Annotated in this window: 18 protein-coding genes and 1 pseudogene; 4 read left to right on the top strand and 15 right to left on the bottom strand. The window is 35.0% G+C overall.

Translation table 11 applies throughout. From position 1 onward, the window contains the following. A pseudogene (locus RTR43_RS24120) lies at positions 1–211 on the top strand (hypothetical protein); the annotation flags it as partial. Between the two features lie 374 nt (positions 212–585). Here the strand turns inward: RTR43_RS24120 and RTR43_RS24125 are convergent. Continuing rightward, complete coding sequence (locus RTR43_RS24125) at positions 586–1140, bottom strand: DUF6155 family protein (protein ID WP_312476273.1); 555 nt, start codon at positions 1138–1140, stop codon at positions 586–588. Between the two features lie 83 nt (positions 1141–1223). Here RTR43_RS24125 and RTR43_RS24130 point away from each other — a divergent pair, with 83 nt between their 5' ends. Then, positions 1224–3542 carry a TOTE conflict system archaeo-eukaryotic primase domain-containing protein gene (locus RTR43_RS24130; RefSeq protein WP_312476275.1) on the top strand — a complete coding sequence of 773 codons (2319 nt, stop codon included), beginning with the start codon at positions 1224–1226 and terminating at the stop codon, positions 3540–3542. Positions 3543–3627: 85 nt separating this feature from the next. Here RTR43_RS24130 and RTR43_RS24135 read toward each other — a convergent pair whose 3' ends face one another. From RTR43_RS24135 to RTR43_RS24160, 7 genes are all read right to left on the bottom strand, one after another. Next, positions 3628–3990: a hypothetical protein gene (locus RTR43_RS24135; protein WP_312476277.1), complete on the bottom strand. Its 363-nt coding sequence runs from the start codon at positions 3988–3990 to the stop codon at positions 3628–3630. Positions 3991–4121: 131 nt separating this feature from the next. After that, on the bottom strand, positions 4122–4583 hold the full coding sequence (locus RTR43_RS24140; protein WP_312476278.1) for a hypothetical protein: 462 nt from the start codon (positions 4581–4583) through the stop codon (positions 4122–4124). Between the two features lie 388 nt (positions 4584–4971). Then, the gene (locus RTR43_RS25720) at positions 4972–5139 is read right to left on the bottom strand and encodes a putative holin-like toxin (protein WP_396954622.1); all 168 of its coding nucleotides are present in this window, start codon (positions 5137–5139) and stop codon (positions 4972–4974) included. Positions 5140–5354: 215 nt separating this feature from the next. Beyond that, the gene (locus tag RTR43_RS24145) at positions 5355–5507 is read right to left on the bottom strand and encodes a hypothetical protein (RefSeq protein WP_312476280.1); all 153 of its coding nucleotides are present in this window, start codon (positions 5505–5507) and stop codon (positions 5355–5357) included. Between the two features lie 219 nt (positions 5508–5726). Beyond that, positions 5727–6116, bottom strand: coding sequence for an iron chaperone (locus RTR43_RS24150; protein WP_312476282.1), 390 nt, complete (start codon positions 6114–6116; stop codon positions 5727–5729). 174 nt (positions 6117–6290) lie between these two features. Continuing rightward, on the bottom strand, positions 6291–7601 hold the full coding sequence (locus RTR43_RS24155; protein WP_312476284.1) for an MFS transporter: 1311 nt from the start codon (positions 7599–7601) through the stop codon (positions 6291–6293). A gap of 179 nt (positions 7602–7780) precedes the next feature. Next, positions 7781–8128: a hypothetical protein gene (locus RTR43_RS24160; RefSeq protein WP_312476286.1), complete on the bottom strand. Its 348-nt coding sequence runs from the start codon at positions 8126–8128 to the stop codon at positions 7781–7783. A gap of 433 nt (positions 8129–8561) precedes the next feature. Here RTR43_RS24160 and RTR43_RS24165 point away from each other — a divergent pair, with 433 nt between their 5' ends. Beyond that, positions 8562–9191 carry a hypothetical protein gene (locus tag RTR43_RS24165; RefSeq protein ID WP_312476288.1) on the top strand — a complete coding sequence of 210 codons (630 nt, stop codon included), beginning with the start codon at positions 8562–8564 and terminating at the stop codon, positions 9189–9191. Between the two features lie 130 nt (positions 9192–9321). On the opposite strand, the gene RTR43_RS24170 is transcribed toward RTR43_RS24165, so the two are convergent. From RTR43_RS24170 to RTR43_RS24200, 7 genes are all read right to left on the bottom strand, one after another. Further along, the gene (locus RTR43_RS24170) at positions 9322–10218 is read right to left on the bottom strand and encodes a sensor histidine kinase (protein WP_312476290.1); all 897 of its coding nucleotides are present in this window, start codon (positions 10216–10218) and stop codon (positions 9322–9324) included. Positions 10219–10238: 20 nt separating this feature from the next. Then, positions 10239–10988 carry an ABC transporter permease gene (locus RTR43_RS24175; RefSeq protein ID WP_312476291.1) on the bottom strand — a complete coding sequence of 250 codons (750 nt, stop codon included), beginning with the start codon at positions 10986–10988 and terminating at the stop codon, positions 10239–10241. Then, complete coding sequence (locus RTR43_RS24180) at positions 10981–11904, bottom strand: ATP-binding cassette domain-containing protein (protein ID WP_312476293.1); 924 nt, start codon at positions 11902–11904, stop codon at positions 10981–10983. The genes RTR43_RS24175 and RTR43_RS24180 overlap by 8 nt, the downstream gene beginning before the upstream one ends. An 80-nt stretch (positions 11905–11984) precedes the next feature. Beyond that, positions 11985–12677, bottom strand: a complete 693-nt coding sequence (locus RTR43_RS24185; protein WP_248735111.1) for a response regulator transcription factor — start codon at positions 12675–12677, stop codon at positions 11985–11987. A 289-nt stretch (positions 12678–12966) separates the two neighbouring features. Continuing rightward, a complete protein-coding gene (locus RTR43_RS24190) occupies positions 12967–13665 on the bottom strand; it encodes a hypothetical protein (RefSeq protein ID WP_312476295.1) in 699 nt (232 codons plus the stop codon). Positions 13666–13738: 73 nt separating this feature from the next. After that, on the bottom strand, positions 13739–15709 hold the full coding sequence (locus RTR43_RS24195) for a DNA/RNA non-specific endonuclease (protein WP_312476297.1): 1971 nt from the start codon (positions 15707–15709) through the stop codon (positions 13739–13741). Positions 15710–16035: 326 nt separating this feature from the next. Continuing rightward, positions 16036–16509 (bottom strand): MarR family winged helix-turn-helix transcriptional regulator, encoded by a 474-nt coding sequence (locus RTR43_RS24200; RefSeq protein WP_312476299.1) that lies wholly within the window; start codon positions 16507–16509, stop codon positions 16036–16038. A 152-nt stretch (positions 16510–16661) separates the two neighbouring features. Here RTR43_RS24200 and RTR43_RS24205 point away from each other — a divergent pair, with 152 nt between their 5' ends. Next, positions 16662–17246, top strand: a complete 585-nt coding sequence (locus tag RTR43_RS24205) for a DUF3238 domain-containing protein (RefSeq protein WP_312476301.1) — start codon at positions 16662–16664, stop codon at positions 17244–17246. The last annotated feature ends 154 nt before the right edge of the window (positions 17247–17400 follow it).

The following is a 17400-nucleotide window of genomic DNA, read 5'->3' on the forward strand; positions in this document are numbered from 1 at the left end:
TGATACCTCCACCCTTTTGACAATTGGAACAGACATTTTAACAAAGAAAAGTAGCAATATAGAAACATTCCGTATTCCTGAAGATGGCAGCTTTCAAAATAAACGGGATGAAGAGCTTGGTGACGTTTTAGAAGTGGACTTCGATCAAAATATAGAAGCTATTCATCATTTTTTAGGAGAAAAAAGTGTGGCTCAAAAGGAAGAACAATAAGAATAAATAAGTTTATAAAAATAACGCTAGAATTTGATGATCCTAGCGTTATTATATAGAGCGGAAAGAATTCCGGTTAAATAATTTATTCTATCATTGGATAAAGTAGCTATTTTCCTATATATTTTCCCATGAATATTAAAAACATCCATGCCTCCGCTTTCACTTAACATGATTACGTTTTTCTTAGGCTCTGTTTAAGTTTATTGTTGAAAAATTTACGATCTTGTTTATTAATTCATAAGGAATCGGCTTATCTAGTGGAAATTACACTGAACCTTCCCCAGTAATACTTCTTTCGTCTAGGTGTACTGTTTGATTTTTTACTTCCAACCATCATTCACTTTATCCTAGTTGTATCTTTATTAATAGCCTTATTCATCATCATCTTCGTCGTGAACCCAATCAATCGAATAGTAAATCTCAGATAATGCTTCCTCAAATCCCCAGCCCGTTCCTTGCGCTTTGGATACAACTCGGCTTAGTCTACTTGAAAATTCTCTATAAAGCACCTCATTTCGGTCACACTCCACTGCTACTTGGTCAAACATTCTCACAAGACTTACATAAAATCCTTCATTTATATCACCAAAAGAATTTGTGAATTCAACACCTTGCTCAACATAGAAAAGCATAAGATCTACCGTTCTTTTTTCATCGTTCGTTGCCTTTTTAAATGCTGTGATCTCTTTCTTAGCTTCTGCTAATCGAAGTTTTCCAAAGCCCCTATCTGGAAAAAATTTATTTTCAATTTTTTTCCGAGCCTTTTTAAATAGCTCTTCATTTACTTCATCACCTAGAAATTTACTAGACAAGTAATTTTGAACATCTTTGTTCGCCTTAAACATCTCTACCACTAAGTCAATTAATTCTTTTTGGTCATATGCTTTTAATTGCTTCTTTAAATCAGTCACTTTAATTTTCATCATGATCCTCCATCTAACACACTTTGAATAAAAAATAGATTTTAAGGTACAATAGAATTATATAAAACTATATAGAGGGATTTAAAGTGGATTTTAATCAACTGTTAAAGAAATTAGAACTGCTAGAAAAAGAAAATAATTATTTAAAACAACTTCTATCAAATATCATGCATCAACGAGAGGAACATGAAAAAACCAAGGAAAGAATCATTACTAGTAAATCGCTACCACAGGAAAAAATTGCACTATTTAAAACCCTTTTCAAAGGCAGATTAGATGTAATTGCTTATCGTTGGATATCAAAAGATGGAAAGAAAGGTTATGCCCCAGCATGTGAGTTAGAATGGCAAAAGCCGATTTGTCAGAAACCGTTGATAAAATGTTCAGAGTGCCAACATCGTAAATTAACACCTCTTACCGATCAAGTACTGTTTAAACATTTAAGTGGGGAAAAAATAGTTGGATTATATCCTCTTCTTCAGGATGAGACTTGTTTTTTCCTTGCTTTTGATTTTGACAAACAAAACTGGAAAGAAGACGTTTTGGCATTTATAGGCGAATGTAAAAAAGTACAAATACCTGCTTATGTAGAGAGGTCAAGTTCAGGCAATGGAGCACATGTATGGATTTTCTTTTCTGAGAAAATATCAGCAGCTCTTGCAAGGAAACTTGGTATGCATCTATTAACAAAAACTCTTGAGACGCGGCATCAAATTGGGATCGACTCCTTTGACCGAATGTTTCCAAATCAAGATACTCTCCCTAAAGGAGGGTTTGGAAACCTCATTGCATTACCATTACAACTTCAAGCAAAAAATAACGGTAATAGTGTATTTGTAGATGAAAATTTTATTCCGATTCAAGATCAGTGGTTGTACTTGTCATCCATTCAAAAAATAAGGATAGAGGAAATTTTAGCAGTAATAAAGAAACTGAACCAATCTCAAGTAATAGAAACTAAAAATAGGAAATTAATTCCAAATAAAATCAAAGTAATTATAAAAAATGGACTTTATATTAAAAAAGAAAGAATACCATCTTCAATCTATTCGAAAATGATATCACTAGCTACATTTAATAATCCAGAATTCTATAAGGCACAGTCCAGAAGACTATCAACTTACGGGTTGCCAAAAGTGATTAGTTGTTTTGAAGAAGATTCGGAACATCTCATTCTTCCGCGTGGCAGTTTTGAAGGCTTAAAAAAAATTTTTAATGAATATTCTATCGAGATGGAACTAGTTAATCAACAATATGAAGGTGAAACCATTGAAGCAAATTTTAATGGTCAATTAACATCTCAACAAGAAGAGGCTGTAATTAACTTATTAAATCATGAAAATGGAACACTAGCAGCTTCTACTGGTTTCGGAAAAACAGTTACAGCAGCGGCCATTATTGCTAAAAGAAAAATCAATACATTAATTATTGTGAATAGAACTCAACTTTTACAACAGTGGGTAGAGAGTCTATCTATTTTTCTAGCAATGCCACTTAAAGAAATTGGACAAATAGGTGGCGGCAAAAACAAAGTAACTGGAAAGATCGATGTAGCTACGATACAAAGTTTGAATTCTAAAGGTGAGATAAAATCGTTTATTACACAGTATGGTCAAATTATTGTTGACGAATGCCATCATATATCTGCGTATAGTTTTGAAAAAGTATTAAAACATGTGCGGGCTAAATATGTATATGGTCTTACTGCTACACCTATTCGTAAAGATGGACTTCAACCAATTATCTTTATGCAATGCGGTCCTATCCGATACAAAACAGATTCAAAAACACAAGCTAAGATTCGACCATTTGCACATAAAATAATACAGAGAAATACGAATTTCCAGTCCAGTTCAACTAATATTCAAGAACTGTACCAATCTATTTCAAATGATGAACAAAGAAATCAAATAATCTTTGATGATGTTTTAAATGAATTAGAGATGGGACGCTCCCCGATTATTCTTACTGAAAGAATTGAGCATTTGGAAAATCTTCGGAATCTATTTAAAGGTTTTGCTAAAAACATTATAGTTTTAACAGGTAACATGAGTAAAAAGGAACGAAAGACTGAAATGGAACGTCTTGAAAAAATCCCCGATAACGAAGAACGACTTTTGATTGCAACGGGAAAATATATTGGTGAAGGATTTGACGATCCCCGCCTTGACACCTTATTTTTAACGATGCCAATTTCCTGGAAAGGAACTCTTCAACAATATGTTGGTCGTTTACACAGGATTCATTCAAACAAAGAGGAAGTAAGAGTATTTGATTATGTTGATCAACACGTCCCTGTATTAAACACAATGTTTGAAAAGCGTCTTAGTGGTTATAAATTAATGGGATATATTCTCGAAGGGAAAAAAAGTAGTATCGTCAGCGAACAAATGAAATTTTTTTAAGAATTGTTCATTTAAATACTGAAGTGGAAATATAAAAGAGACCAACCCTCTGAGTCGGGTTTGGTCTCTTTTTAATAATCTATCGTTATTGTCTTGTTAGGCGTTGAATCACAGTTTCCACTGCAAAAACTCTTTTATTTAAAGCCTCTGTCTTATGATCTACATGTTCAGCAATTTTTTCTGTATATGCTCCAAGGCTTTCGATCAAGTTTTTTTGAAGTTTTTCTTGTCCAATTTTTAATTCATTCAATCCGGTTTTAACTTCATTCAAGTCTCTTTGAAATTTTTCTTGTCCAGTTTTAACTTCATTCAAGTCTCTTTGAACTTTTTCTTGTCCGGTTTTATGATCATTGAAGTCTCGTTCAATTATGTCAAAACGCTTGTTAATAGGTATCAATTCCTCTTTTAAAATGGATCGAAGTGCTTCTATCATCTCTTTATTCATCATCAGATACCTCCATTTTTTTTATTATAGCATATACCCACCAGTTAAAACTGTATGAAATTTATCCGCAGCATTAGGTGGTGCATCCCTTTTTGTATGCTTATAAATCACCGTATTTTTTAGGAAATTCAAAGTTAAAAATATATTGTAACCCCTTGTAAATGATATGGATCAAAATCAGGGTGTAGTTTTTTGTATTCATCATACGTGTAAAAGTATAAATCTGGAACCTCACCCAATATTACCTTCAGCTCACCATCCTTGTATGAAACTAAGTAGCATTTTTCTTTATCGATATCTTCTCTTTCCATTTCCTTTTTATAGTCCTCTATTCGTTCATCTGTTAATAGAGAATGGATAGGAACAAGTTGGCTTTTCCCTTCTTTATTGACAATTTTAAACATCCCGTAACCTATTTGCTCTGTTTCCTTGAAAAATATCTCATTTTTTTGAGAGTCATAATAGTCCTGTTCTTTTTGATAGCTATATCCACATCTTTCACACCAAAGATATTGATCTCCAATCTTATAATAATCATCCATAACCGCAATCCCAGTACAATGAGGGCATTTCCAATAAAGCATAATTGACGCCATATACCAGCTCACTCCTATCATAATTTTTTTAAAAAAATACAGAAATATGGTTTAAATTACTAGATGTTTGCAGAAAATTAGTAGGTTTTTTAATGTGGTTTTCCATGTAGAAGAGATATCGGTTTAATTATTTGGATGTTTTCTTTTTCAGTTGTTAACCATGATCGATTTCCAAAATACAGTAAAATGTAATTGGATGTAACCATTCGGAAATAATAACTGAATGAGTTTGGAGGAGATAAATGCAGAGATAAGAGTGGAAAAGATAGGAATAGCTAGTATCTTTACTATAACATTATTGATCGAAAATGATTTCATTTTTTATATAATTCGCAAATTTGTAAAAAAATATAAATCAGCAGAAAATTGTACATGTCTAGTCATTTTCTCAGAATTTATTATGAGTATGGGTAAGGGTGTCGGCTAAATGGGTTGAATAATCCACCTGAGCCGCTAACTCAGGGTGGATTATTTTTTTATGGTTATGAAATGACAGAATCGCTATGATCAAACTAGCAAAGGATATTGCCAGCATTAAAGCTTGAAAAACTGTCATTCAGCATCACCCCATTCTGCTTGGGAGTGTGCCGACCACCCTTGAGAAATCCTTTTCTATTGCACTTAAAGTATATCATTTACACGAACAAAGCAGAACGTATGTTTCGTTAATTTGATCAATTATTTATTTTGACCTTTGAAATATCTAATTCTTCAAATCATTGATTATTCTATTTGTATATGTTATAAAAAACTACTAAAAAAAACATTTCTTTATTCGTCCTTGCTGTCATCCTTTTCTTGGTTACATTCTTGTTCTATAATTTTTTGGTTTTCATTAGGTGGTATAAAAGTCACTTCACCAGCTTTCCATGTAAACCTATCTTCTCTAAATTCTCTGGATTTTTCATCCTTTTCTTTAGACACTTTTGATCAGCTCCTTTTTCCCTATGATATTATAAATTCCAGAAAATAGATGTTTAGTATTTTCCTGATTTGCCTATTCGATTGCAAATACAATTCTTTATGTATTAAAAAGAAAAGAATAGAAATGACAAAACCAATTTACTTTTGATCGTTCCTGTTTTTTCCCGAGTTCCTTAATTAATTCATTCTTATCTATTTTTAACAGTATTTAACTTGAAATTATTTTTTCTTTTCCATTTTCTCTTCTACCTTCCTAATATTTTCAGCAACTCTAAATTTAACTATTTGAGAAATAAGTTCATAAGAAAGCGGCTTATCTAATGGAAATTGAATGGCCCCTTTTGAAGTCTTAAACACTGATAATTCATTGCTGAAAGCTGCAATGCCACTTGAAGTTGGATAAAAGCCTATATGATTTTTATAGGCAGCGAAATGTACTAAATTCCTATGTAAATAAAACGTTGGCATTTGATAGCTAATCTTTTCTGTTGCATCCGGTGCTGCTTCTTTGATTACTTTCCTGAGCGTACTAAGGATTTCCTGAATGGGAACAGGAAAATGGGAAATGTATTCATCAATTGATTCAAACTTCACCTTGTTTACTTCCATATTTGTATCTCCACCTTTTAATACGATCCTTTTAAAAACCAATATTTATGAATGAACTCCTTCATAAAATCATGGCACAAGCTAATAAAATAATCCATAGCTCTTACATCTAATAACCAGGATCATGTTCATATTCGCATTTCATCGTATTCACGATACGATGAATCTCTCCTGTCAGACTTTACTCGATTTTTGATGAGACCAGACAACAACAGGGATAAGTAATAGTGCAAGTGTACATCCAATTAATGAGAGTGTTGCATAACTTGTATGAGCAACAACCATCCCCGAAAGTGCTCCCCCAGCAGCACCTGCTAATGCGATCAAAACATCTACTGTTCCTTGTGTTTTTGCCCGTATCGAAGGTTGGGTTGCATCTACGATGAGGGCTGTTCCGCAAATCAGACCGATGTTCCACCCCAGCCCAAGCAAAGCGAGGGCGATGATGAGAAGTAGCATGGAATCAGCAGGAGCGATAGCAGCAATAACTCCGGCTGCTAGCAGAGTAACACTAGAAGCGATTGCCATTCTCATTCTACCAATCTTATCAACAAGAATACCTGTGACGAAGGATGGCAGGAACATGAAGGCCACATGAATACTAATGATCATACCAACTTCACTCAAACCATGTCCATGATGCCTCATGTGGACAGGTGTCATCGTCATTATGCCAACCATGACCAGCTGTGTTAAAATCATAAGTGTTGATCCCACTACAATCCCACGTCGATCTAACCGTTCCATGCCAGTTGAATTCCCAATCAAAACATGTTCCTCTCCCTTTCTTTTTACTGCCGCAATCGCGTCAGCTACTACAAGAGGATCAGGACGAAGGAAAACTAATAGCACCAAACCAGCAAGAATAAAGGCTGTGGCAGCCAAAATGAAAGGACCAGCTAAAGCAGGGACACCGATTGACGTAGCAAATCTTCCCATAACCCCAATCAGGTTTGGACCTGCAACAGCACCAACTGTGGTCGAAACCATTGCAAAACTGATGGCTGTTGCCCTCTGCTTCGGAGTGGCCATGTCGGTCCCTGCATACCGTGCTTGCAGATTTGTTGCTGTTCCGGCGCCATAGATAAATAGAGAGGCAAAAAGGAATAGAATATTATTCATTAATGCTGCAAAGACAACTCCGATAGCACCAATACCGCCTGTCAAAAATCCTGCTGCCAATCCTAATCGTCGACCAAAATGTTGCGATACCCGCCCTATAAGATACGCGGCCAGAGCTGACCCCAAGGTAAACAATGCTGTAGGAACTCCAGCAAATTGGTCTGTCCCAAGCATATCTTGTGCAATTAAGGCACCAACTGAAATTCCCGCTGCAAGTCCTGCTCCACCAAAAATTTGTGAGATGACAACAATCATCAATGAACGTTTATATAAATGTTTTTGTTTTTCTGGAGAATCTATGTAACTTTGGAGCCAATCTGGTTGACTTCCCAAAGCTTTGGAATCATCTGTGTAATGGGACATCCTTCAGTCCGCCTTTCTTTTTAAACCAGTATCTTCAAAAAACTAATAACTAGTTTTTTTTACATAATATTATTATTGATTTATTTTTTCTTTGATCATCTTTGTATTGAAAAAACCTTACTCAATTTAATAAGACTATCCACTATTATTAATCATAGCAAAGAATGATCTCTAGTCCCTCACTTTTCTAGTAATTGAATGAGGTTCTTTAAGGTGTATAGTCTTGCTGTAAATAGGAATAGGTCGTCGTAGTGATTGGTTACGTATTCATCGATTATTCTGATTCCCTTTTTAACTTGGTCAACTAGATAATACGTGTACTTTTCATCCCAGGAATATTGATTAATTCGAAGGAGTTCATCTGCCATAATATGAAACTTATATTCCTCGATCCACAGCTTTATTTGATAAATTTGATCCTTGTTTGCATAAAGACTGTTTATTGTTTTAACGTTTTTTTGAACATAGTGAATCAAGTCATGTATATGCTCAGCAAGCATATTTGCCTTTTGCATCTCGAGGTTCATATCACCATCTCCTCCATATCTGAAATATTATTCCTATTTCAGAAATTAGTATGTTAGTAGATGTTATTCTAATACTATCAAAAAATTCCATAAGAGGTATATTGATATTTGGACTTATTTAAGAAAGATACTCATAAGTTATTTACAGGTAAACCCACTTTAAATATGGAAAATAACCCCTTTACCTTTGAACGGACTTCGTTGCCCAGACTGCTCTTCCATCAGGCCGGTATATTACCACGTTACCATCGTTTTGAACGACAATCCTGCTACCCAGGCGTGTCCACGCATCGGATTAGCATCTAGCAATGGCAATGGAGTTACATGAAAATGCTCTCAGTAAGGTTGAGGGAGTTATTCAATATCCAAGTGTCTTTTTTGATTTTGTGTACTAACTTATTATTAGAAAACACGAAATAGGAGTGATTTCGTTATGGAATGGAAACCAGATAGGCTAATACATCTTATTCTTCTTTATGTTATGCTTAGCGGGTTTACATACTGGTTGCCTATAATAAGAGGCTTATTCGATGGACCATCTTATTCGTGGTCAGGATGGATGGGAATAGGTGGAACTGGAATAGGCGGACAGTATTGGCTGTTATTGATTCTTGGTTCCTTACTAACCTCGGTAGTTTTTTTGGGGTGGAGAGGAGCTCGCAAACCATTTCGTTGGCTATTGCTAACATGGTTTATACTTTTAGTCATTGAGTCAGGTTCTTGGTTCTTCTCTACAGAAACCATCCATTTTAAAGGGGATACCCTTGGAGTTGATTTTTCCTTAAAAAAAATCATTTTTCCCTTCGATGTACTCTTTTTGGTACTTGTTTGCTTGTGGATTATTCGTGATATGAGGTCTGCATCTTCCCTTCGCTCACCCACATGGAAGAGATTAAACCGTAATCTATTGATATTATTTTTCTGCCTTTTTCCACTTCAATTAATACTTCTAAGATTTTTGGATCATGACAAGATATTTGAACAAATTGGGGTCATTCTAACCATATTTCAATGGCTATTACTAAATTTATCATTCTATCCATGGAAAAGTCATAAATATTAGGAAAGGTAGTGCTTTTGTTTCAATGGTTCCATCCATCTTCGGTATATCTAATATGGAAAAATCAAAATACAGCTTTTTTTTATTTCTTAAGGTTTTCAGCTGGATTGAGTTCTATAGTACAAGAAAAGAACTACTTTTCCCATTCACAGATCATGGATAACTCATTATCTTTTAATTCAGCAGTGAGTTTGCCATGCATTTTTAACATAAGGCTTTTAGCAATCGATAATCCCAACCCTGTACCTTTTTCAGATCTTGTTTTGTCTGCTTTATAAAATCGATCAAAAAGAAAAATAATATCATTTTCACTTAACTGACTAACAGTATTGCTGATGGTCAGTTTTATTGAGGAGTGCAATTTTTCAAGGCGAATTGTTACATTTCCATTTGAATGTTTAATTGCATTGTGTACTAAGTTTTCAATCACTCGTTTTACTGCAGATGGATCAGCTATGATACTTATCTCTTCTTCTGGAATATGAAGGACCGGCTCAAGGTTTTGTTGATTAAATTGTTCATAAAAAACTACCAAAACTTCTAAAAGCAAATGGTGCAATTTGATCTTTTCCATCTTTAAAGAATAATCTTCAGATTCTATTAGAGATAATTCAAAAAAATCTTCTAATAAAACCTTTAATCTTAGTGCTCCACTTTTAATTATGGTAATATATTCTGTTCTTTTCTCTGAAGATAACTCGTCCGATTCTAAAAATTGAATATACCCTAAAATAGAGGTCATCGGTGTACGAATATCATGTGATATATTGGCAACAGCTTGTTTCAATTCGTTTTCTTTACGCCGTTTTTCTGCGTATGCCTGTAAAGTGAAATCAATTTGAACATTGATTTCACGCGCAAGCTTTTCGAAATCTTTGTCAAAATAAGCAAAATCGATTTTCTTTTCGGTCTTTTTGCTGTTTAACTCGTTTAATTGCTTAGTTGCTCTTTTTATTTCTTTTTTTAACAAATAAAAGCGAGTGAGAAAAAATACAGCTACCACTATAGAAATTAAAGCAATATATACCATGATTCTCACCCACTCTCTTATTACTGAATTTCCTTTCTCTGAAACACGAAACTGCCTATAAGTCCAAAAATAATAAAGGTTATTATTGGTACGAGCAATAATTTAAGAAGTGCTCCATTACCTAAGTTAAATTTGCTAATGTCTAAAAATAGCCTAAATACAGAATAATTATAGATTGTTTCAATTAAAGTAAATCTTTGACTTAAAGTGTATAAGATAGTATCAAAAAGAGAAAAAAATAGGATTAAAAAACCAATCGTCTTGCCACTATCTGTGAGTATGATTGCAGCTAAAGCCATAATCGATGCAAATGCTAATGCATAAAGGATGGTTAAACCGACAGTCTGAACAATATAGTCTAGTCCAGGCATATCATTGAAACCATAAAAAATGGTTCCAACCGCCGCCATGACAATAGGAAATGTTAATGAAATAATAACAGCACCAAATGAAAAAACCATTAATTTAGCAAAATAAATACGAATTCTGCTATTACCAGAAGCACCAATACTTTTCATTGTACCGATGGAATATTCGCTAGAAATAAAGAAACCTGCAAGAATACAAGGTACAAACTTAACAATATAACTATTTGCTCCTTCCAGAGCCACTGATCCGAATAACTCTTTTACAGAAACGGATTGAACCTTCAATACAAAAAAAACCAGTAGGGGATAAGATACAGCTGCCGCAATTAATACAATGACCAATGTCCAAAAACTTCGATCTTTTCTCAATTTAAATAACTCTGACTTCACTAAGCTACTCATGTTTACCACCCCCGATACGATTGGTAAAATACGTTTCCAAGTTTTCCCCCATCGGCATGAATTGTTCGATAATCAATCCCTCATTCGATAGTGTTTTGGAAACTTTACCCGGAGCATCAAGATACCTAAAAAGCTTTATTGTTCCGTCAGGCAAAACTTCATAATGAGTAGTACCGAGCTGAGTTTCAATAATGGCTGTGGCTTTATCCGGTTTATCCACTTTAACGTGGATGTACTGTTGGCATTTCTCATTCAGTTCATTTACAGTTAATTGCTCTAACAATTCCCCTTTATGAATAATTCCGTAATGGGTAGCCAGTAAATAGAGTTCACTTAAAATATGACTCGAGATTAAAATGGTAATTCCATATTCATGATTCAATTTCTTCAATAACTCTCTAATTTCTACTACACCCATTGGATCGAGCCCATTGTTCGGCTCATCGAGAATTAAGAATTCAGGATCTCCTAGTAGTGCAATACCAAGACCAAGCCGTTGTTTCATCCCTAAGGAAAAATTTTTCGCCTTCTTTTTTCCTGTATTCTGGAGCCCAACAAGAGAAAGTGTTTTTTCAATGCATTTTTTCCCAGGGATCCCCTTTAAAAGCCTGTGTGCTTCTAAATTTTCAGCTGCACTCATATGGGGATACAGTGCAGGACCCTCAATAATCGACCCAATTCGCTTTCTAGCCTGAATAAGTTCTTGTTCAGTACTGTGACCAAATAATTCGAGTTTCCCTTTAGTCGGTAAAGCAAGACCTGTTACTACCCTAATTAATGTTGATTTACCCGCACCGTTTTGCCCAATAAATCCATAAATAGATCCTTTTTTTATAGAAAGATCCACATTATTTAGAGCCAATTGATCTTTATATTGCTTTGATAAACTACTTGTTCTTAAAACATAATCGCCCATTTATTTTACCTCCCTCATATAATACTTTTAGTATAGAAAGGAAAACATAAGAAAGGCTTAAGATAATTCTTAAGAGAACCTTAAGTTTTTAATCGATATCCCATCCCCCAGATCGTTTCTATATACTCTTCGTTTGGATTAGCATTGGATAGTTTGCTTCTGATATTACTCATGTGAACATTTATCGTATTGTCATCCCCATGAAAATCTTCATTCCATACACTTTCAAACAAGTTAGCTTTCGTAAAGACCTTTTTAGGAGAAGATATAAGAACAACCAAAATGGCATATTCCCGTGCTGTAAAAATAAGTTCTGTTCCATTTACACTTACTGTTTTTGAATCTGTATCAACACAAATATCTTTATGACGAAACTCTTTGGTATTTGAAGGCTGACTCGTGAGCCTGTATCTACGTAATAGGGAATCAATTCTGGCAGAAACCTCTTCAATATCAAAAGGTTTGGTTATATAATCATCTGCACCTGTTCGTAAAGCATCAATTTTCGTCTGTTGCTCCACCTTTGCTGAAATAATCATAACAGGAACAGGACTTTGCTCACTTATTTTTGCAAGAATCTTTTCCCCAGTCATTCCGGGAAGCATTAGATCCAGCAGTACCATATCCCACTTTTGCTTTTCCAAATAGATCATTGCTTCCGTTCCAGAAAAAGCAGATTGAGGAATATAACCACTATTTCTTATGATGTTACATAATAATAGATTTATATCATTATCATCTTCAACTACTAAGATCTTTATTTGCTGCCTCATTTTATCTACACCTTTTTATTCGATTCTCACATTACTAGTTTAAACTGAGTGGGTTTTATAACTCAAAATATTTATGGTTCTTAAAAACTTGGCAAACGAATAAAGGTTACTTATTCTCTTGTGCCAATAAAATGAAGAAGATCCATAACTGCCAGATGGAAATGCAGTTTTAAACGTTGAAAGTATGTGTGAGGGAAGCTAGAACGGTAAGAAAAAAAACTAATTTTACCCCGTATATATCCGCCTCTTTTATTTTCTGGTATCCTTATTGTTTTATGCTTAAATGGCTTTATACCTGTGTAAGAATATAAACGAGCGGTTCTGAACGGTTATTCGTTCCAAAAAAATATAATTGGTTGGCAATGAAAAGTTCATAATAACGATGTTTCGAAGGCTCTGGTTTACCTCTTAAGCTAATTACTATTTGCGGGGGAGCATCAAGTACGATATCAAATGTAAAATCTTCCATAAGTTGCATCAAAAAAAACATCGGAACAGTAGAATTGTAGGAAGATGGTGTTTCATCTTCCAGTAACCAGTTCGGATGTCCGCCTATTTTATTTTCACTAATGGCAGTTTCAGAAACAGGTGTAAGATTCCATCGTTTAAATTGAACTTTTTCTTTGTAATCCTTTCTCAAAATTCCTTCTTTTGTTTCAAACATAATGATTTTAAAGTTCCGCTGGTAGGATTCCAAAAAGCCTTTTGGGATATCTACACCTGGCAGGGTATCTTGAAGCATTTCCGGGATAAGATACTCTTCATGAGCACAGGAAGTGCACGCAAACACAGCCATTGATAAATCATGCCATTCATGGCTTTCTGGAAAATCTACTTGAAAAAAGAAGGTTTCCTCGGCACCGCATAATTGGCAGACCGGAATTTCCATTGAAGCCGCTATGGAAGGATAACCTCCAATAAATGATCGATCGCTTTCGTTTTGTTGCTGATGGGATGGGTCCACCTTTAATATATAACTAGACTCCATTTCCTTTCATCTCCCGTTTCAGTATAAATTTAGTTTATCTTATATCGCCTGCTAAAACTAATCATTCTGATCATTATGGGTTTGGAAAAGGCCTCGAGATCGTTTCTCCATTGATCCTTACTTGATATAGAACCTCATATGGTCTCGTGGAACCGACAGCATATTTAGGTACGACACGAACAAAAACAGTTTTCCCCGCTTTAACTTCTTTTGCAATCATTTTTTCAAATTGACTGAATCTCCCTCTGTTAACAGACAGGTTTTGCGGGAAAATATTTCCGGAATTCCTTGAACCAAGACCACCAAGTTTGGAACCAATTCCATGACCAGCATCGTCTTTCTGTTTTCCAAGTGCTCTTGCATAATCCCTTGAAGCATCATTTGTGCTTGTTCCCGTTTTATGATGATGCCATTCAATTTTTGCGAAAACGGATCGTAGTTTTCCTTTACTTCCATGGATTGTTCGATAAGTTAGCCCTCCGGTAGTCGTTATTTCATGCCTTGTTAATCCTTTTGCAGTTTTTAATACTTTTGCTGCAGCAATCTTACCGAATGGAAAACGACTTATTCCCAAAGTAAAAATAGTTGCAGCTGCATATTCAGGTGTAAGTAATTTTCTTGGATTCCGTATCATGTCTGCTGTCTGTTGGCCGCTGGCTGCAAAGCCAACCCCGGCTGAAACGGCGCCGATGGCCGACCAAACTCCTAGAAAAGGCACTGACAAGGCAAATGCTCCAGCAATAATGATTCCCTTCTCCCATCCGGACAAGCCGTCCCACCAGTTTTGTAGATTATCAAATAAACAGGCAAAACAAGCTTCCGGGCCACCATATGAACTTTCCCAATTGACGAGGACAAGTACAAAAAATATGACAGCTGCTGCAATTATAGTTAACGCTTGATGAAACTTCTGAACGTTTACCATTAGCACAGGCAAACGTTTCTTTGCTTCTGCATTTCCATATATCAATGTAAAACCAAGTTCTCTTCGTTCACGGTAGAAGTAAAGTAAAGAACCAAACCGCTGTCTATCATTTATGAGAGATTTAGCCAAGGTCGATAATTCGATTACAGGATTAATGTTTTTTTCTCCTTCAAGTTTAGGAATTTGCTCCTTCACTTGGTTCAATTGCCAATAATCGATGAGTAATGCAGCAACAAGCATCAGCAAAAATACTGGTTTTGAGGCATAGCCGCTTCCAAACAAATTATGTATTCCAGTGAGCCATTTCGGAGCATGAAAGCCGGCGTTCCAAATGGCATGATCTAAAATGGACCAAACCAAAAGGAAAATGGGAAATGTATAGGTATAACGCTTAAATCGATTTTTATATCTCACAGATAAACCGATTCCCAATGTGACCATTGCAGTGAGCAACGAATGCCCAGCGGACATTTTATCGGGCAAAAAACTTTCCTCAAAATACCCTGGAAACAATGTGAACAGGTCCCAATGAAGCACTTTCCCTGCAAGAAAGCTAACTCCATAATGATCTCCAGTTATTAAACGGCGAGTTGTTTCCTCTAAAAATTGAAAACCGGCTCCCGATGCAGCTCCAATAAGGGCAAAATCGGATAAACTTAAGGATGAGGCACGGCGTGACAAAAAAAGATAGACACCAAGGGGGATCAATTTCAACACTTCTTCAGCAATGGGTGTTAAAACAGCTTGGCTCCATACATCAGAAGCTTCGCCGCCAAAAACCGCGGTAATCGAAAATACTAAAACTGAATTCAACGGCACGATCAGCCATGCTCCTGCAAGAAAGAAATAGGTATATTGTTTCCATGACAACGTTTTACTTCGACATAAAAGCCAAAATTGTAAAATCACATAGAACGACCAAAAAAATTGCACGAATATTTTTCGTGAGTCTTCCATGAAAATTAAACTGAGAATGAAGGCAATCAAAGAAATCCAAGAGAAAATGGCATAAATACGAAAAACAGTCGGATGTTTATGGATCCAATCTTTCCAAAGATGATAAACGAACTCCAGCTTCGTCCTTAATTTTAATCTAATGTTTTCAATCCTGCTTGTCATACCTCTCACTCCGATGCACGAGTTTGGAAGAGCATTCTATTATTAGATTTTAGGCGAACGTTTGATGCTGGTTTCATCCCTTACGATTCATACTATACCTTTTAACAATAATTATTAAAATAGGTCTAATTTTACAAATTAAAAATAAAAAAATCAGAAATCCATAGGTCGGATTTCTGATTTTCACCGTTTTTCACTAAAGCAATCGTTACTTTAAGTAAAATTCTTCACAAACATTGCTTCTAATTTATATAATTACTGGAATGCTGCTAAACTGTTAGTACGAATTTAAACACGTTTAAAAGTCCCCTTTATAAACTCTATATTTACCAGACAGGTCTTAACCTCGATGATAATTTACCTTTATTTTCTTCATAAACTAATTTTGTTAAATCTTCTTTGAACATTTGCATCCGTTCAGTACCTATGTTTTCATTCCAGCGTTCCTCAATCTCAGTTAGTATCTTCTCTTTTGCTTTCAATACTAACCAACCTCGTTCAGTCAAAACAATAATCTTTCCTCTTTTATCAGTGGGATGAGCTTGACGCATTACATACCCTCTATTTTCAAGATAATCCACCATTTTACTTACAGCCTGCTTTGTAATTCCTAAATACTCTGCTAGTTCTATTCCTGTTGCTCCATTAGGAGTGATACATTTAAACATAAATCCATGTGCAGGTCTAATATCTCTAAACCCTAATTCACTTAATCTGTCATGTAGTTCATCAATCAATGTACTAAAGGATAATGACAAAAGTGATGCAAGATCCAATTCATTTAATACTTTGTGATTCATCCATAAAACCTCCTTAAATAAAGTCAATCAAGTTGACTTTATATGAATTCCATTGTACTATTCGTAAAGTGGTCAATCAAGTTGATTATATTTTTTTGTTATAAAAGAAATGGAAATCGCTAAAAAATAATCAATAAACTTTGGAGGTCTATATGATTAACATTGTAAAAATTAGGGCGAGTGTATTTATTCCAATGTCTTGGACTGAACCTAGGAAAGATATGCAAACGGGAAAGGTAATCCAATTCGAAGGTGATTCACGTGAATTTACACCATATGCTGTAAACACTATGCGTTCCAGAGTTGAACAAGAAGTAGTTGTAGATTTTGATAAAAAAGAAATTTTCTCATACGCGAATACTGGCATAACAACAGAAAGAGTCACAAATCCAGATGGTTCCGTAAAAAAGAGAACTGGAAAAGCAAGTACAGAAGGTATTTTGTGCACTAATATTGTATGGAGTTCTGATGACGTCAAGTTTCAAATGAGTGCAAGTGCTAGCAACCCATTAAATGTATATGCTCCCCCTGTTGACTACCTATTAACTGTACAGGTTAAAAAAGAAGGTAGTATCGATATTCAAGGAGAACATGATGGATTCCCTTGTTTTGAATTTTATAAGCAAGTAAATTTTGGTCCGTTTGAACAAATTTATACGCATGATTTTAGAGAAACTGGAGATACTCCGGAGGCTCTAGCTGGAGAAATGGAGTATAGTTTTAAAAAGATATTGTAAAGTTAATGTGTTACTAAATTAACATCTAACTGACGAAATAACCTCTAGCATTTTTTCTAATTTGCTAACGGTATACTTAATAATTAAAATGGAATGCCCTTTTTAGTGAGTAAATAGATAACAACGTAAGAGTGAGTAACAGGAGGAAACGAGA

The sequence above is a fragment of the Neobacillus sp. genome (assembly GCF_031988165.1).
Lineage (GTDB): Bacteria > Bacillota > Bacilli > Bacillales > Cytobacillaceae > Neobacillus > Neobacillus rhizosphaerae.

Excerpts from the sequence above, each read along its gene's own strand:
- RTR43_RS24125 (WP_312476273.1), bottom strand. The coding sequence starts at position 1,140 with ATGATGAAAATTAAAGTGACTGATTTAAAGAAGCAATTAAAAGCATAT.
- RTR43_RS24135 (WP_312476277.1), bottom strand. The coding sequence starts at position 3,990 with ATGATGAATAAAGAGATGATAGAAGCACTTCGATCCATTTTAAAAGAG.
- RTR43_RS24140 (WP_312476278.1), bottom strand. The coding sequence starts at position 4,583 with ATGGCGTCAATTATGCTTTATTGGAAATGCCCTCATTGTACTGGGATT.
- RTR43_RS25720 (WP_396954622.1), bottom strand. The coding sequence starts at position 5,139 with ATGACAGTTTTTCAAGCTTTAATGCTGGCAATATCCTTTGCTAGTTTG.
- RTR43_RS24150 (WP_312476282.1), bottom strand. The coding sequence starts at position 6,116 with ATGGAAGTAAACAAGGTGAAGTTTGAATCAATTGATGAATACATTTCC.
- RTR43_RS24155 (WP_312476284.1), bottom strand. The coding sequence starts at position 7,601 with ATGTCCCATTACACAGATGATTCCAAAGCTTTGGGAAGTCAACCAGAT.
- RTR43_RS24160 (WP_312476286.1), bottom strand. The coding sequence starts at position 8,128 with ATGAACCTCGAGATGCAAAAGGCAAATATGCTTGCTGAGCATATACAT.
- RTR43_RS24165 (WP_312476288.1), top strand. The coding sequence starts at position 8,562 with ATGGAATGGAAACCAGATAGGCTAATACATCTTATTCTTCTTTATGTT.
- RTR43_RS24170 (WP_312476290.1), bottom strand. The coding sequence starts at position 10,218 with ATGGTATATATTGCTTTAATTTCTATAGTGGTAGCTGTATTTTTTCTC.
- RTR43_RS24175 (WP_312476291.1), bottom strand. The coding sequence starts at position 10,988 with ATGAGTAGCTTAGTGAAGTCAGAGTTATTTAAATTGAGAAAAGATCGA.
- RTR43_RS24180 (WP_312476293.1), bottom strand. The coding sequence starts at position 11,904 with ATGGGCGATTATGTTTTAAGAACAAGTAGTTTATCAAAGCAATATAAA.
- RTR43_RS24185 (WP_248735111.1), bottom strand. The coding sequence starts at position 12,677 with ATGAGGCAGCAAATAAAGATCTTAGTAGTTGAAGATGATAATGATATA.
- RTR43_RS24190 (WP_312476295.1), bottom strand. The coding sequence starts at position 13,665 with ATGGAGTCTAGTTATATATTAAAGGTGGACCCATCCCATCAGCAACAA.
- RTR43_RS24195 (WP_312476297.1), bottom strand. The coding sequence starts at position 15,709 with ATGACAAGCAGGATTGAAAACATTAGATTAAAATTAAGGACGAAGCTG.
- RTR43_RS24200 (WP_312476299.1), bottom strand. The coding sequence starts at position 16,509 with ATGAATCACAAAGTATTAAATGAATTGGATCTTGCATCACTTTTGTCA.
- RTR43_RS24205 (WP_312476301.1), top strand. The coding sequence starts at position 16,662 with ATGATTAACATTGTAAAAATTAGGGCGAGTGTATTTATTCCAATGTCT.